A 15,416-nucleotide genomic window follows, 5' to 3' on the forward strand; every position below is an offset into this window, starting at 1 on the left:
CGACTTTGGCGATTAGGTGGAGTTACGCTGAAATTGGTGGTCTTCTTGTACAAATTGTTTACAAACCAAGCAACCACGGCAATTGCATCTCGAGCATGATTTGGACAGCGGGCATAGGAAAATCATCCGGCAACAGATCTAAGTCATTTGTAAAACTGACAGAAAAGCCTTCTACGTGAAAATCAGGAGAGGCAAGCGCACTAGACGGTTCCTTTACAATCTCTCCAACAAAATGGTAGAAAACGATATAATGATACAATCCTTCCGCGCTTTTTCCAAACTCAGAGACTTCCCCTTCTTTCCTCGGGTCAATTCCAAGCGACTCGAAAAGGCGGTAAATCGTCGGAGGAAACTGCTCACAAGCTAGCAAATAATTTACACAGTACTCGCAGTTACAATCTTGCGAGAGATAATGATGGTTGTCGTAAAATTTTTTTGTCCGCTGGGGATCTGTAGTAATTGTCCATGGCCCAACTATTTCTGTAATCATTAGATCACTTCCTTCACATATACTTTCACGAGTATATAGCTACTATTCTTCAGTCTTCTCCTTTAAACAAGCTCCGTCCCCAGTTTTCAAGCCCCTCCCAAAAATCTTTCACCTTCTTGTCTCTCTCTTTTTTCTTCTCTTTCTTTTCTCTTTCTTCCTTTGTCTTTCTCTTCTCCTTCTTCAATTCTTTTATTTCTTCATCAATTAATGACAAATCAAATTCCTTCGTCGTTAATTCGCTGGCTGATGTTGAAACGACTTGCGCGAAAATGGGCGGTGCGGTAAAGCTGCTAGTAGATGTTAAATAATGGTCAGCGTCTGTTTGATCATATCCGAGCCAAACTGCACCTGCTATATCTGGTGTATAACCGACGAACCAATGATCTTTTGAACCGTTCACGCCTTCAATCGGCAGCTGTGTAGTGCCCGTCTTCCCCGCCACATCCATACCCGCCACTTGTGCTTTTTTGGCAGTCCCTTCTTTTACAGCCCCTTGCAACATATACGTCATTTGCTGGGCAACTTTTTCATCCGTCACTCGTACAGACTCTCCTCGCCACTTCCCGAGCACTTTTCCTTCCGAATCTTTAATCTCTGTAATCGCATGAGCCTCTTCCATCACGCCGTCATTCGCAAACGCAGAAAACGCTTGAGCCATGCGTAACGGAGAAGTTCCTTTATCCAGTCCTCCAAGCGCCAATCCAAGCGCCCGGTCATTCTTTTCCAATGAAATTCCAAACCGTTCAACAGCACGCACTCCATTTTTGATACTGATCTGATCCAACAGCCAAACAGGAGGAATATTATACGATTGTGTGAGTGCATCATACATCGTCACTTCCCCTCTATATTGCTGATCAAAATTTTTCGGAGAGTAGCCGTCTAGATTAATCGGTTCATCGACAAGTAAATCTGCCATATGATATCCTTCTTCAAGTGCAGGAGTATAGACAGCAAGCGGCTTTAACGCAGATCCAGGCTGTCGGATGAGATCCGTCGCATTATTGAAGCGTCCATGCGCATACTCTCCTCTGCCACCGACTAACGCCAAAATCCCGCCCGTTTTAGGATGTAGGAAAACAGACGCGCTCTGCAAAAGCTGGTCTGGAGCGCTCTTCGGAAAATAGTAGTCATCTGCATACACTTTTTCGAGCGCCTCTTGGATCACAGGATTGATAGTTGTCGTAATATGCAACCCACCGGACAGCACTTCACTTCTCGTCAAATGATATGTATTAACCGCCTCGTCCACTACCCGATCGATATAATATGGATAGTTCCCTTTATAATCTGGCACTGTCGATTTTGCTAGTGCTAGTTTCTGTCCAATCGCTTCATCATATTGTTGCTGGTTGCTATACTGTTCACGTAGCATCAACGCCAACACCAAATTGCGCCGTTCCACCGACTTTTCCATGTTTTTCGTAGGCGATAAATACGACGGTGCTTTTATGATGCCTGCGATTGTCGCTGATTCGCTTAACGTCAATTCACTGACATCCTTACCAAAATAAGTCTGCGCCGCACGTTGAATCCCCCACGCCCCATCACCAAAATAAATTTGGTTAAGGTACCGTTCCATAATCTCATCTTTCGAATACACCCGTTCAATCTTCTTAGCAAGAATCAGTTCTTTGAATTTGCGAGAATACGTGCGCTCCTGCGTCAAAAATGCGTTTTTCGCAAGCTGTTGCGTAATCGTACTGCCACCTGCCACGATTTTACCTTTGAACGCGTTCTTAAGTAAAGCACGTCCCATCGTTATATAATTGACGCCATGATGTGTGTAAAAACGTTGATCTTCCACGGAAATGACGGCTTCGATCAGCGTCTTCGGAATCTGGTCGATCGTCACCCCTTCGATATTCGAATTCGACACCTTACTGATGACTTCACCGTTCGGATCGTAAATAATCGTCGATCGTGGTGCCGGTTCTTCGAGTGCACTTACATCGCTGAATGTGATGAATATATTCAGTACGAGTAGTGCGCAAAAGACGACAAGAAGACTACTGATCAAGAAGAAACGAGTCATTCTTTTTTTCAGGCTGATTTCCGGATTTTTTTTACGTTGTTGTTCTTTATATTCTGATCTTTTCATATACGTTTCACCTGCTTGATTGTTGCGAATTTTGTTGGTTGAGTATAGCGTAGTATTGACGATGGGAATGTTTGAAGGTTGCAGGTATCGTTCTTCGCATAGTTTTCAAGTTGTGTAGTACATAGGCATCTAACTTAATGGTAAGTGCGCGGAAGTTAAAATGTTCGTTTATATAGAAGAAAATGCCTCAAAGAATTGAATGGATAGATTCTTCGAGACATTTTCTTTTTTTAAATGAATGTTGTGAACAGTGTCTGGGTATGAAACTTTCACGACAGTTTACACATACACATTCGTTTCATGCTAAGAAACTACTCGAATTTCATACTTCCGCCAGTCAGTCAAATCCCCACGCACCTCAAGGTCCCCCTGTCGGATCAATTCACGCACACGGTACTCGATCCAGCTGTCACCGGTATAGTCCTCGAGCTCACCAAAAGCTTTGCCTATAAGCCCGATTGCTTGAAAGTACTCACCAGAGTTTTCCTTCTGCAGTTCCTTAGCACATTTCATGACGAACGCGTCGTGCCTCTCTTCATCCGCACTCCACAGTTCACCGTATTCCCATTTACGCAACAGGAACTCATCGTACATGAGCGACATTCCTTCCTCCTCGATCGCTGCACGTCGAATCGGGTTCCATTGCCATGGTTTGACATGTGCATAGATATCATGGAGCTGTTCGGGCGAAAGTTCGCCAGAGTGTCGGATGTCGATAGTATATCCGTCGACAGCGACATGTAACGCATCGAATGCGTCTTTCGTGTTTAGTTCACTGATTTCGTTCGGTGCATCTTGTAGCAGATAGGCAGCGAATCGCAAACCGGTCTGTTCGGCAGCGTTATTACTCGTCCAGATCAAAATCGGCACATGCGGAGGAATATGGTGGATCGTTTCAACAGCTCGAGTAAACTCCTGCTGATCGTGCGGACCGCGCAAATGCTCGCGTAGCCATCGAAAACGCTGTTCAATTCCTTCTTGTGTATGAAGCGCTTCGACTGGACCGACCGATAAAATGTCTGGGAAGCTAATAATTTGCTCAGAAGGGACTTTTTTAAAAGTGTGTCGCAGTGCGCCGGCTAGCGCTGGATGAAAAACGAGGTGGACTGTCTTAAGCTGATGTTCTTTCCGAGTGGCGGATAATGATTGACGTATGGTGCGCACTACTTTGCCAAGCGCTTCATCGTCTAATTGCTCTGTCTGACTGAACAGTGTCTGCAGCAACTTTTTCGCTTCGTGCTCTGTAAGCCGATTGATGGCTTGCTGAATGTTTTGCATAGGCATATGCTCCTTTTAGATTCCTACAAAACTCTATTTCAATTTAAAATTATTTTCAATCTCACGTCACACAGACACCTAACTTTTAAGATCACAGTTTGTTAAATCTGTAGTTCTCCTACTAAGCCAATAGCATCGTGTCTTTCCATTTGTATTGCAATATGAGGCAATGTAAGATTTTCCCCTAGTTCAATTAATATTCTACCACGATTCCATTCATCCTTTTTGAAATCGATTGCCCTTTCTCCTAATGGTGCGAGAATAGTTTTAGGGTCGGCACTATTTCTCGCACCAGTAAAATGTTCCGTTTCGTAAGTCGTATACGCATATACTTCACCAATCGTAATCCCTAAAAATCCGCACAATGCTTTTATATTAAGATAGCTTGCTCGAAGTTTTACTTTTATATCTCTCCTTGTTTTATTCCCTACACCAGTTTTCATTTCAAACATATATAAATCCCATACATTGTCATTTTCTTTTAAAACGAAATGATCTATACACTTTTTCATTCCATGTTTCTTTTCTTGTCTTAAAAAACCGCATTTGATTTTGTCATCATAGTCTTCTACACAAATATTTGTACTATTGATTGTTAATCGTAATAAGCTTTTCCCATTTTTGTCTTTCTCTTTTAACTCGTAATATCTATTCTCAGGGAGAAAATAGTCATCCACTATAAAGTAATCCATCGCATATTGAATTCTATTATTGTACATATACTATTCCTCCTGAAAAGCATATACTTCGTCTACAATCGATTGTAATTATTCTAGAAATACACGACTTAGCTTACGTTTCGCGAATTCAATTGGAATGTACGATTAACTAAAAGATTAACTCTTTATCTTTGTGACAATACAAATACAAGGATAAAGAGTTTTTATTTGTTTTTAGTAATTTAATTCACTTAAATTTCATACTCCTGAAACTATTAAAAGTAAATAAGTTATGATTGCAAAATGAAATCTCAAATCAATTTTATCTATGAGATAAAAAAGTTGAAAGTAGTTAAACGAAAAAATAATCCGAATTGAAAAGAATAATATCATAAGTAAATATGATAAATAGTATTTAAAAAGAATATTATTTTGATATTGATCGGGGAGTTTAGGAATAAATTCTTGAATTTTATCCGCAAAAAAGAGTGAAAATGTGGAAATGAAAATAAGTGGTAGCAAGATCTTTTTAAAACCCAATGTCAGTTGCCTACTAGCTATAGGTTGATATTTAATGGAAAGCATTATAAAAACTATAAATAAAATAACTGGAAATTGAAAGACGTTTATTATTATCGCATAATTAAAGACTACTACTCTTCTGACCCCTAATATAGTAATAAATAAATTGTAAATATGAACCATGTTATATAAGAGATACGAAATAAAAGCATAATCTAACAACAGTAAATAAAACCCGATTTTCCGATATCTCTCTAAGTTATGAGAGGAAATATTTTTTTCAATGTCTCTTAATTTCATTTTTGACTCCCCTCAAAAATTACTGTAAATAATCTGTTGTTTTAATACCTTTTTAAGCTAAGTGAATTAATTAGTGATAGGTACCTGCGCAAGAAACTAACGTGAAAGTTTCGCGCACAGGTACCCTTCAATTTAATTATTTCACGGTTTTCGTAGCAGGATCCAGGTCTTCCGAGGACTCACCCTTCAATGGTTTCTTCGACCAGAACGTCGCCAAGATCGGCCCGGAGATATTATGCCAAATAGCGCCCCAGACGCTCGGCAGTGCAGCGAGTGCGCCGAAGTGAGCGGTTGCAAGTGCTACGCCGAGACCCGAGTTCTGCATACCGACTTCAATCGAGATGGCGCGGCGGTCGTTTTCATTCAGACCGAGCAGCCTAGCAATCAGATAGCCGAGGAACAGTCCGAATCCGTTATGCAGGAAGACAGCAATGAATACGATGAAGCCTGCAGTTGCTACATTTTCACCGTTCGCTGATGTGACAGCTGACACAATAATCAGAATTGCAAGCACAGAAATGAGCGGAACGACAGATACACTTTTTGCGACCACATTCGGGAAAAAACGCTGTATGAGTAAGCCGAGCACGATCGGGATAATGATGACCTGCACAATCGATTTAAACATCGCCATCGGATCCACCGGTAGCCACTGCCCTGCTAACCACAGCAACAGAAGCGGCGTAACGACCGGTGCAAGCAGTGTGGAAAGTGAAGTCATCGCAACCGACAAAGCGAGATTTCCGCGTGCTAGGTATACCATAACGTTCGAAGCCGTGCCACCCGGAACACAGCCGAGCAACACGAGCCCCGCCGCAAGTTCAGGCGGTAGCCGCAATATGTAGGCAATCGCAAATGCTGCGAGCGGCATGACGACGAACTGCGCAGCAACACCAATGATCACCGGAATCGGATTGGTCAACACGATTTTGAAGTCGCGGGCATTTAGTGTCAGCCCCATACCGAACATGACAATGCCGAGCAGAATCGTAATATACGCCCCGAGTCCGAGAAATGGCTCCGGGAATAAATACGCAATCAGCGCGGTGATGATGACCCACACCGCAAAATACTTGCCCGCAAATGAACTGATGGTCTGCAATGCTTTCATATCAGTCCGCCTCCGTTTCTACCGATATCACCTTACCCGGATTCAGCAAGTTCTTCGGATCGAGCGCCTGCTTGATCTTCTGCATGACGAGCAACGACTCACCGTGCTCCTGTTGCTGATACTTCTGCTTGCCTGTCCCAACGCCATGTTCACCGGTGCATGTGCCGCCCCGCTCAAGCGCATAATGGACGATCTTCTCGTTCAGTTCATCCGCTTTGGCGATTTCATCTGGATCGTTCATATCCATCATAAGCAACACGTGGAAGTTACCGTCGCCAACGTGTCCAACGATTCCCGCGGGCATATCGAGCGTAGAAATGACGTCGCGCGCATGATCGACCGCACCCGCAAGTTCCGAAATCGGCAAGCAGACATCCGTTACCATCAGCTTCTTGCCCGGATTGCTCGTAATGTAGGAATACGCAAGATTATGGCGTGCATCCCACAACTGATTGCGCGCTGCCGTATCGCTTTCAAATGCAATATCTTCACAGCTATGGTCCGCGACGATATCTTTCATGAACTCTACATCTTGCGCAAGACCTGCTTCATTGCCGTGGAACTCGAGAAACAGCGTCGGTCGCTCGGCGTAGTCGGTATCCGCATAGGCATTCACCTGCCGCATTGACATTTCATCGACTAGCTCCACTCGCGCGATCGGAATGCCTGCCTGTAAAATCGACACGACCGCTTCGACTGCGTCATGCACCGTTGGGAACGAAGCGCGCGCTGCCATCATAAACTCAGGAATTCCATATACACGCAGCGTTATTTCCGTAAAGCAGCCGAGAATACCTTCCGAGCCGACGAACAACCCGTTCAGATGAAGGCCCGATGCCGACTTCGCAGCTAGATTGCCTGTATGAATTACCGTGCCGTCTGCCAGCACAACTTCAAGATCACGCACTTGATCACGCATGACGCCGTATTTCACCGACGTCGTACCGCTTGCGTTCGTCGCGACCATCCCACCGAGTGTCGCGTCCGCTCCCGGATCCACCGAGAAAAACAGTCCATGTTTCTTCAGCTCTTTGTTCAACTTCGTCCGCGTAACACCCGGTTGCACGGTCACAAGGAAATCTTCTGCCCGCACATCGAGCACTCGATCCATTAAAGAAAAGTCGATCGTAATGCCGCCCTTCGCAGGGATAACATGCCCTTCTAGACTAGAACCGAGCCCGAACGGAACCACTGGTACGTCAAACCGATCTGATACTTTCATCACCGCGCTGACCTCTTCTGTATTTTTCGGGAACACCACAATGTCAGGCAGTTTCATCGCATGATAAGATTCATCCTTGCCGTGTAGTTCACGCACTGTTTCGTTCTCACTAATCTGATCAGCCGCCAACACGTCCGCCAGCGCCTTGATGAGTTCTTCTGTAGTTGCCATAGTTGCTCTCTCCTTATTGGAAAACGTTAAATTTTCAATCTATTTTTATTATTTAGAAGCACCTAATATTATACTACTATTTAGAAGTCTAGCAATGCGGGAATGCAAAAAAAGCCGAAAACAGCGGAATTCTGTTTTCGACTCTTTTTTCGAAAGTAAGTGAGCAGTGCTTGTGCAGGAAACTTTCATGATTGTTTAAACATTCACGTTTGTTTTTCACACAGGCACCTAACTAATGCTGTTCATTGGATACGTTTCGCCTGAACGACTAGGCGAAACGTATTAGAACGTTCGGGATAGCAAGTGATCAGCGACATGAGGGCAATCTCGTTCTGCCGATCCAGCACTTCCACTTGCTCCGGTTTAACAATTTGAATATCAAATACTTCGTATACCTGCTTTTCATCCACCGTTTCAAAGGTGAATATCTGGCCTTCCTTCATTTCATGCAGCCGATTGAAATAATGGCCGAACGTATATGACTGGTGGCCAGCAATCGCATAGCTGCCGCCGGTTTCACCCGGTGCGTCCATATTTTCAATTGCACCGAGACCGGCTGCCAGAGTTCGCTCGTCTGCGCCCAGTTGCACCGGTGCCTTCAATTCAATCTGCGGGATTTCCAGTATGCCTTCCAGTTGATCAGACTTTCGGGCATTCTGGTTCTCCGGAGGTATCATTGAGTCATCAGCGGCTTCCGGTTTGATCATTGCACTAGCGGCATCTGCTTTCATGGCGGAGAAAGCATCCATATATTTCTTCTGTTCAAACTGATTGGCATACAGATTGACCATCAGAAGCAAAATCCATGCTGCTCCTGTAAACAGCAGAATATTACCAATCCATTTACTGATTTTGTGTTTATTGTTCATGGGATATCAGCGCCCATTTACGGAATGAAAAGCCACCCAGCATCATCAGTAATCCGATAACAGTCATCAGCATCGGATCAAAAAATCCACCCGTTGTCGGCAGTCTGTTTCCAGTAGCATTTTCAGATACAACCATTCGTTTAGCAGCATTCTGCACTCCCGATGGCTGACCGTCTGTACTAGATGGAATGCTTGCAGTAACAGCAGTGATTGGTTGCGCAGAACCTGTTGCCATTTCCTGTCCAGTCATAGCCGAACTGTTGACTGTATCTTCATTTCCATTATTCGGGGCAGGAATTTCAGAAGGTTCGCCGAATGCCGGAGGATTGTTGCTCTCTCCATCAGGCACTTCTGTCATACCATTGCCATTACCATTTCCATCCATATCGAGATTTCCATTTCCTCCTGGGTTAGTGCCAGGAAGGACAGGTGTCATGTCGTCTTCACCTGGAGTTGTTGGCACGTTTTCATTATTTCCAGGATTCGTGCCAGGCACTGTCGGCTCGTTGTCTGGTTCAGGCACTTCTGGTTTAACCGGCTGTTCATCGGGAATGACCGGCGTATTGCTATTGTCACCCGGGTTCTCCGGTTCCTTATCTGTTACAGGTTCTTCAGGCTTCACAGGCTGCTCGCCGGGTTCGGTCGGCGTATTGCCATTGTCACCCGGGTTCTCCGGTTCCTTATCTGTTACAGGTTCTTCAGGCTTCACAGGTTGCTCACCGGGTTCGGTCGGCGTATTGCCATTGTCATCGGGATTGGGTTTTGTCGGTTGCTCAGACTGTGTTGCTGCAGGAATAAATGATTCTTGTGTCAACACATCTACTTGTACACCGTTGAGAATGGGCAATCCTAGATTGGTCATCACGACGCCTTGTTTTATATGCGTTCCTTCTTCTGTAGTTACCTCATTTTTCCGTAACACCTCAATCAGGCTATCTGTCAACAACAAACCATCCAAACCGATTTGGGCAACTCCTGTAGATAAAGAAGAATTCTCTCCATCTTTCTGTTCATGACGATCAAGCACACCAACCAGGATATCACCGACAATCGGCAGACCATTGACGAAGGAATTGACCAATCCTGCATCATAGGAAAAGTAATTCCCTTCTTCTTTTATATGGGAATCCAACACGCCGAGATGCGTATCTCCCACTATTCCGGGAATAGCCGTGTCTGCTTCCACTACACCGCCATCGCTCGTAAAACCGTCTTCCGTTTCACTGACATGCTTGTCTAGAACGCCGGCATGCGTCTCACCTAAAATCGGTGCGTCGGCAATCGTGGCTTCTACTACTCCGCCGTCATAGGACGTTTCGTTTTCAGTCACCTGAACATCACTGTCCAGCACACCGATATGCGTGTCATCCAATAAACCCGGCGCGGCTGCATCCACTTGCACGACACCACCGTTCGCGGTAAATCTGTCTTCCGTTTCACTGACATGCTTGTCAAGAACGCCGACATGCGTCTCACCTAAAATCGGTGCGTCGGCAATCGTGGCTTCCACTACTCCGCCGTCATAGGACGTTTCGTTTCCAGTCACCTGAACATCACTGTCCAGCACACCGATATGCGTGTCATCCAATAAACCCGGCGCGGCTGCATCCACTTGCACGACACCACCGTTCGCGGTAAATCTGTCTTCCGTTTCACTGACATGCTTGTCAAGAACGCCGGCATGCGTCTCACCTAAAATCGGCGCGTCGGCAATCGTGGCTTCCACTACTCCGCCGTCATAGGACGTTTCGTTTTCAGTCACCTGAACATCACTGTCCAGCACACCGACATGCGTGTCATCTAGCAAACCAGGTGCTTCTAGATCAGCCTGTACCACGCCTCCATTTCTTGAATAGGAATCTTCTGTCTTCGTCACATGCTTGTCGAGTACGCCGATATGTGTTTCTTCTGCAATCGGCACTTTCTCGATATTCACTTCCACTGCACCACCGTCAAATTGCTCGGTACCTTCTGCAGTTTTATGATTTTTCTCCGCTACACCAGCTTCCGTATGACCTACCACCGGAAGATCTTCCGCCGTCACTTTAGCAATGCTGGAAGAAGTTTCAGCAGTCGTTCCCTGCTGCCTCGTTTCCTTCGCTATGACGTCCACTTCAACATCTTTGGTGACTGATGTAGAAAGCTGTACATTGGCAACAGCTTTCTTGTCCTGCTGTTCCGCTTTCTGGACAGGAACTACATCCACTTCCAGATTGTCAACGACCCCTTCACTCACTTGCACATTGGCAACCGATTTTTTCATTTCATCTGTTGCCGGCTCTGCTTTCGCAGGAGTAGGGACTTCCACTTTCACATCGCCTAGCACCGGGACATCCTTCAAATGAATGTCGATGACCGGCTTCGCTTCCTGTGTTTCATTGACCTCCGTGCTGGCCTCGAGTACTTGTTCCGTCTCATTGGCTTGGCTGATTGCCGGGAATGCATACATCGACGCTCCGACTGCAAATGTGATTCCGATTTGTTTCATCCATTTTATTTTCATGTTTGTTCTCTCCTTTTTTAATAGTTAGATACTAACGTATAAAAAAGGAGTGTTTTGGGGCGGCTGGCCAGGAGGCGGATGCGTCCATTGAAGCTTGCCCAGTATATGTTCGAGCATCCATCGTTTACTGATCAGCTGTAAATCCTGCATTTGTTCATTCCAAAATCCTGCACTTACGTCAACAGACGAGCCACTTGCAACTGACGTTGAAACAGAAGAACTGCCCGTCGTCATATGAGTTGCACGTGAATCGGTGGCCGCCTGTTTATCTTGATTCAGCGGAGGTACCGTCTGCTTATTCGATTGACTGTCACGTGTCACCGCTTTCGTTTTAGGCTGTTCTGCTCTGAATGAAGAGCCGGAATAGGCAGGCGCGCGTTCCTGCAATTCCGTGAACGGCGTGAATTCATCAAAACGTGTCAGTACACTCTCATGGACTATTTCAGTTTGCTGTTCGTTTTCTACCACCGTGTATCCTTTCGAATCCTTGGTAGCATCCTGCTCTGCTTCCGATTTACCTGCTTCCACCGTTTCTACAAACTCAGAGTCCGGTTTTTGAACCGGAGTCATCGGTATTGCCACAGGACGTTCATTCGGAAGGATAGGAGCAGGAATAACCGCCGGAACTGTCTGAATCGTTTCTGCCGGCTTGGTTACAGGCTGTGCCGGTGTGACAGCTGGCTGAATGACCGCTGTCACTAGCTGTTGCGGCTTCACTACACTGTCATCGGCTTGGTCTACAACCGACTCTTCCGGAACTTTCTCTAGATTCGTCACTTGCTCGATAACAGGCATTGCGCCCTGAACCGTTTCATCGACCAATGAAACCGTATCTTCCACTGTCTGGCGAACCGGCTGCTTCGTCGGTGTGGTTAGATGACCGACTGCTTTGCTTACCGTGGCTACCGTATGCTCCACTGTGCTTGCAGCAAATTCCACTGTTTCATCTATTACCGGAACTGCATGGGAGACGACAGGTACTTCCTGTACTACCTCTGTCACTTCTCCAGCTATTTCGGAGATGGCGGCAGTTGCCGACTCGACGACTGGGACGGTGGCATTCACTGTATCATCCACTAATTGTCCGGTATTTTTCAAGACTTGCTGTACTGGTCTATCCTGCTCGGAATCCGTTACTGTATTCACAGTCTCATTGACGTATTCCGTCGCCTGAACAGCAGTCTGGCTGACCGCATCCGCTGTCTGTTCCACAACCGGTGTAACTGCCGGGATATCAGGCAATTCTTTTGTCAGTTCAGTGGTCTGGCTGACTGTCTGCTGTGTCGTTTCTGTTACTTGGCTGACTACTGGCTTCACCGTTTCCACGGTTTCCTTCACAAATTTTTCTGTTCGTTCCACCGTTTTTGTCACAGGCTTTTCGACAGGCGGTGCGGTGATTGTTTTGACTGTTTCTTCGGTGAACTCTGCCGTATGGCTAATTGTCTGGGCAGTGGCCTCCACAGTTTTCTTGCTAGTCTCGCCAGTAGCCGACAATGTATCAGCCACCGTATGAACTAAGCTTGAGACAAGTCCTGAACGCTGTTCTTTGCTTTCTTCTGTTGACTGTTCAGCTGATTCAGGTTCCTCTCCATGCATTAGAGCTGGTGAAATTCCAAAGAATATGATAGTCCAAAAGACTAATCCCCATTTCCTCAACTTCACACCTCCCTTCTGTTATCTATCGGAAGGGATTTCTATCCCTTATACCCGTCATACCCAATACCAAAAAGAATAAACACGCAATATTTCCTGATTACTTTACAACTTTGCGGCAATACTGTTTACCAAGAAAAATATATTTTCGGAATGTAACAAATGTTCTTTTACTAAAAAATTTATTCATAGTAAATAAGCTCTTTTTATGGGATCATACACTTTTTCCACTATTCAGAAGGTAGGTAATAGAACCTAAAAAAACAATTCCGAAAATACAGATTTCGAAATTGTTTTCAAGTTGTGTGGCACATAGGTACCTTATCTAAATTCCTAAAAAGTCTTTCAATTTTTGCTTCCAATCCTTTTGTTCATTCTTTTCTTCTTTCTTTTCACTTTTTTCCTTTTCTTTCTTCTTTTCTTTCTTCTTTTCTTTCTTTTCTTTTTTCTGCTGTTTCATTTTCTCTTTTTCTTTTTCAATTAACTTTTTCTGCTGTTTCTCTAGCTTTTCTTTGTCTTTCTGGATTAACGGTAAGTCAAATTGCTTTGTCGGCAATTGACCGATTGTGCTGGAAAGAACTTGTGCAAAAATAGGAGCTACAGTCGTACTGCTCGTTGATGTCAAATAATGTTGTTCATCTGTTTGATCATAGCCGAGCCAAACAGCGCCTACAATGTCTGGCGTATAGCCGACGAACCAATTATCCTTTGAGCCGTCCACTCCTGTAAATGGCAGTTGCGTAGTACCTGTTTTACCGGCCACTTCAATACCTGACACTTGAGCTTTTTCCCCCGTGCCTTCTTTCACTACACCTTGTAGCATATAGGTCATTTGCTGGGCAACTTCCGCTTCTGTTACTTCTGTAGACCGTTCCTTCCATTTCCCAAGTACGTTTCCTTCAGAATCTTTTATTTCTGTAATTACATGAGCATCCACCATCACTCCATCATTCGCAAACGCAGAAAAAGCTTGAGCCATTCGCAAAGGTGAAGTCCCTTTATTTAAACCGCCTAAAGCTAGACTAAGTGTGTGATCGCTCTTTTCTAATGGAATCCCGAACCGTTCTACAGTACGTACTCCATTTTCTATTCCGATCTGATGCAGCAGTGAGACGGGAGGGATATTATACGAATGAACAAGAGCATCGTACATAGTCACTTCCCCTCTATTTCTCCTATCAATATTTTTCGGAGAATAGCCGTCAATATTGATCGGTTCATCGAGAAGCACATTCGACATATCATACCCTTTTTCGAGCGCTGGAGTATAAACAGCAATCGGTTTTAATGTCGAACCAGGTTGACGGATCAGTTCAGTCGCATGATTAAAATGTCCATATGCAAACTCCCCTCTTCCTCCAATCAATGCCGTAATTCCACCTGTTGTAGGATTTAAGAAAACAGAAGCACTTTGAATGAGTTGATCGGGCTTACTTACAGGGAAATAACGATCATCCGCATACACTTTTTCTAGAGCCCTTTGAATCACGGGATTTATTTCTGTGTAAATTTGCAATCCGCCAGAAAATACTTCATTTTCTGTAAGACCATACGTATGGATCGCCTCGTCAATGACTAGATCCATATAATAAGGATGATTCCCTTTATAGTTCGGCATCACTGTATCAGCTACTACAATTTCTTGTCCAACCGCTTCATCAAACTCCGCTTGACTAATATATTGTTCGTTTTTCATTAAAGATAAAACAATATTGCGCCGTTCTACTGACTTTTCCATGTTTTTAATAGGATTTATTTGGGAGGGTGCTTTGATTAACCCTGCGAGTGTCGCACTTTCACTTAATGATAACTCGCTAATATCTTTGCTAAAATAGATTTCTGCAGCACGTTGAACACCCCATGCCCCTTCACCAAAATAGATTCGGTTCAGATAACGCTCCAAAATTTCTTCTTTCGAATAGGTTTTCTCAATCTTCTTTGCAAGAATGAATTCTTTAAATTTACGAGAATATGTACGCTCTTGCGTTAAAAACACATTCTTTGTAAGTTGTTGAGTGATCGTACTTCCCCCTGCTACAACTTGCCCGCTGAACAGGTTTTTGATCAATGCGCGCGTAACCGTGAGATAATTTACACCGTGATGTTTGTAAAATTTCTGATCTTCAATGGAGATCACTGCTTCCGTTAACTCTTTGGGGATTTGATCTAGCGAAACACCTTCAATTTTCGAGTTCGATAGTTCACTTACCACTTCTCCTTGTGAATCATAGACAAACGTCGCTCTTGGTTCTGGCTCGTCCAATTTACTTACATCACCCAATGAAATGAATACATTCAGTACAACCAAACCGCTCAGCGCCACAATAAGCATTAAAAGGAATACGATGCGGAGTGGCATTTTGAAAATCGACCGCTTCCGACCGACCTTCACTTTTTTCTGTTGCAATTTATGTTCCGTTCTTCTCATACGAATTCCACCTTCATCATTGCCTTTCGAAACTGTGCCTAGTAAAAAAACCTGCTTACAAGCAGCAGGTGACTTGTATTATGTAGTTGACGATGTATTTTATGTGAAA

10 protein-coding genes are annotated in these 15,416 nt (G+C 44.5%); all 10 read right to left on the reverse strand.

Annotated features, from left to right (window positions below):
* Positions 1-58: 58 nt before the first annotated feature.
* The 10 genes from DV702_RS08695 to DV702_RS08745 all read right to left on the reverse strand — a co-directional run bounded on the left by DV702_RS08695 (position 59) and on the right by DV702_RS08745 (position 15,238).
* Positions 59-490 (reverse strand): hypothetical protein, encoded by a 432-nt coding sequence (locus tag DV702_RS08695; RefSeq protein WP_114924406.1) that lies wholly within the window; start codon positions 488-490, stop codon positions 59-61.
* A 49-nt stretch (positions 491-539) separates the two neighbouring features.
* On the reverse strand, positions 540-2,591 hold the full coding sequence (locus DV702_RS08700) for a transglycosylase domain-containing protein (RefSeq protein ID WP_114924407.1): 2,052 nt from the start codon (positions 2,589-2,591) through the stop codon (positions 540-542).
* A gap of 303 nt (positions 2,592-2,894) precedes the next feature.
* On the reverse strand, positions 2,895-3,869 hold the full coding sequence (locus DV702_RS08705) for a DUF1835 domain-containing protein (protein WP_162805764.1): 975 nt from the start codon (positions 3,867-3,869) through the stop codon (positions 2,895-2,897).
* Between the two features lie 101 nt (positions 3,870-3,970).
* Positions 3,971-4,588: a hypothetical protein gene (locus DV702_RS08710; protein ID WP_114924409.1), complete on the reverse strand. Its 618-nt coding sequence runs from the start codon at positions 4,586-4,588 to the stop codon at positions 3,971-3,973.
* 898 nt (positions 4,589-5,486) lie between these two features.
* The gene (locus DV702_RS08720) at positions 5,487-6,461 is read right to left on the reverse strand and encodes a bile acid:sodium symporter family protein (protein ID WP_114924411.1); all 975 of its coding nucleotides are present in this window, start codon (positions 6,459-6,461) and stop codon (positions 5,487-5,489) included.
* 1 nt (position 6,462) lies between these two features.
* Positions 6,463-7,854, reverse strand: a complete 1,392-nt coding sequence (locus DV702_RS08725; protein ID WP_114924412.1) for an FAD-binding oxidoreductase — start codon at positions 7,852-7,854, stop codon at positions 6,463-6,465.
* Positions 7,855-8,096: 242 nt separating this feature from the next.
* Complete coding sequence (locus tag DV702_RS08730) at positions 8,097-8,723, reverse strand: class D sortase (protein WP_114924413.1); 627 nt, start codon at positions 8,721-8,723, stop codon at positions 8,097-8,099.
* A complete protein-coding gene (locus DV702_RS08735; protein WP_114924414.1) occupies positions 8,713-11,226 on the reverse strand; it encodes a hypothetical protein in 2,514 nt (837 codons plus the stop codon). The genes DV702_RS08730 and DV702_RS08735 overlap by 11 nt, the downstream gene beginning before the upstream one ends.
* A 24-nt stretch (positions 11,227-11,250) precedes the next feature.
* Positions 11,251-12,882: a hypothetical protein gene (locus tag DV702_RS08740; RefSeq protein WP_114924415.1), complete on the reverse strand. Its 1,632-nt coding sequence runs from the start codon at positions 12,880-12,882 to the stop codon at positions 11,251-11,253.
* 322 nt (positions 12,883-13,204) lie between these two features.
* Positions 13,205-15,238, reverse strand: a complete 2,034-nt coding sequence (locus DV702_RS08745) for a transglycosylase domain-containing protein (RefSeq protein WP_371682756.1) — start codon at positions 15,236-15,238, stop codon at positions 13,205-13,207.
* Positions 15,239-15,416: the final 178 nt, after the last annotated feature.

The sequence above is a fragment of the Sporosarcina sp. PTS2304 genome, from assembly GCF_003351785.1.
Lineage (GTDB): Bacteria > Bacillota > Bacilli > Bacillales_A > Planococcaceae > Sporosarcina.

Excerpts from the sequence above, each read along its gene's own strand:
- DV702_RS08730 (WP_114924413.1), bottom strand. The coding sequence starts at position 8,723 with ATGAACAATAAACACAAAATCAGTAAATGGATTGGTAATATTCTGCTG.
- DV702_RS08710 (WP_114924409.1), bottom strand. The coding sequence starts at position 4,588 with ATGTACAATAATAGAATTCAATATGCGATGGATTACTTTATAGTGGAT.
- DV702_RS08720 (WP_114924411.1), bottom strand. The coding sequence starts at position 6,461 with ATGAAAGCATTGCAGACCATCAGTTCATTTGCGGGCAAGTATTTTGCG.
- DV702_RS08695 (WP_114924406.1), bottom strand. The coding sequence starts at position 490 with ATGATTACAGAAATAGTTGGGCCATGGACAATTACTACAGATCCCCAG.
- DV702_RS08725 (WP_114924412.1), bottom strand. The coding sequence starts at position 7,854 with ATGGCAACTACAGAAGAACTCATCAAGGCGCTGGCGGACGTGTTGGCG.
- DV702_RS08705 (WP_162805764.1), bottom strand. The coding sequence starts at position 3,869 with ATGCAAAACATTCAGCAAGCCATCAATCGGCTTACAGAGCACGAAGCG.
- DV702_RS08700 (WP_114924407.1), bottom strand. The coding sequence starts at position 2,591 with ATGAAAAGATCAGAATATAAAGAACAACAACGTAAAAAAAATCCGGAA.
- DV702_RS08735 (WP_114924414.1), bottom strand. The coding sequence starts at position 11,226 with ATGAAAATAAAATGGATGAAACAAATCGGAATCACATTTGCAGTCGGA.
- DV702_RS08745 (WP_371682756.1), bottom strand. The coding sequence starts at position 15,238 with ATGCCACTCCGCATCGTATTCCTTTTAATGCTTATTGTGGCGCTGAGC.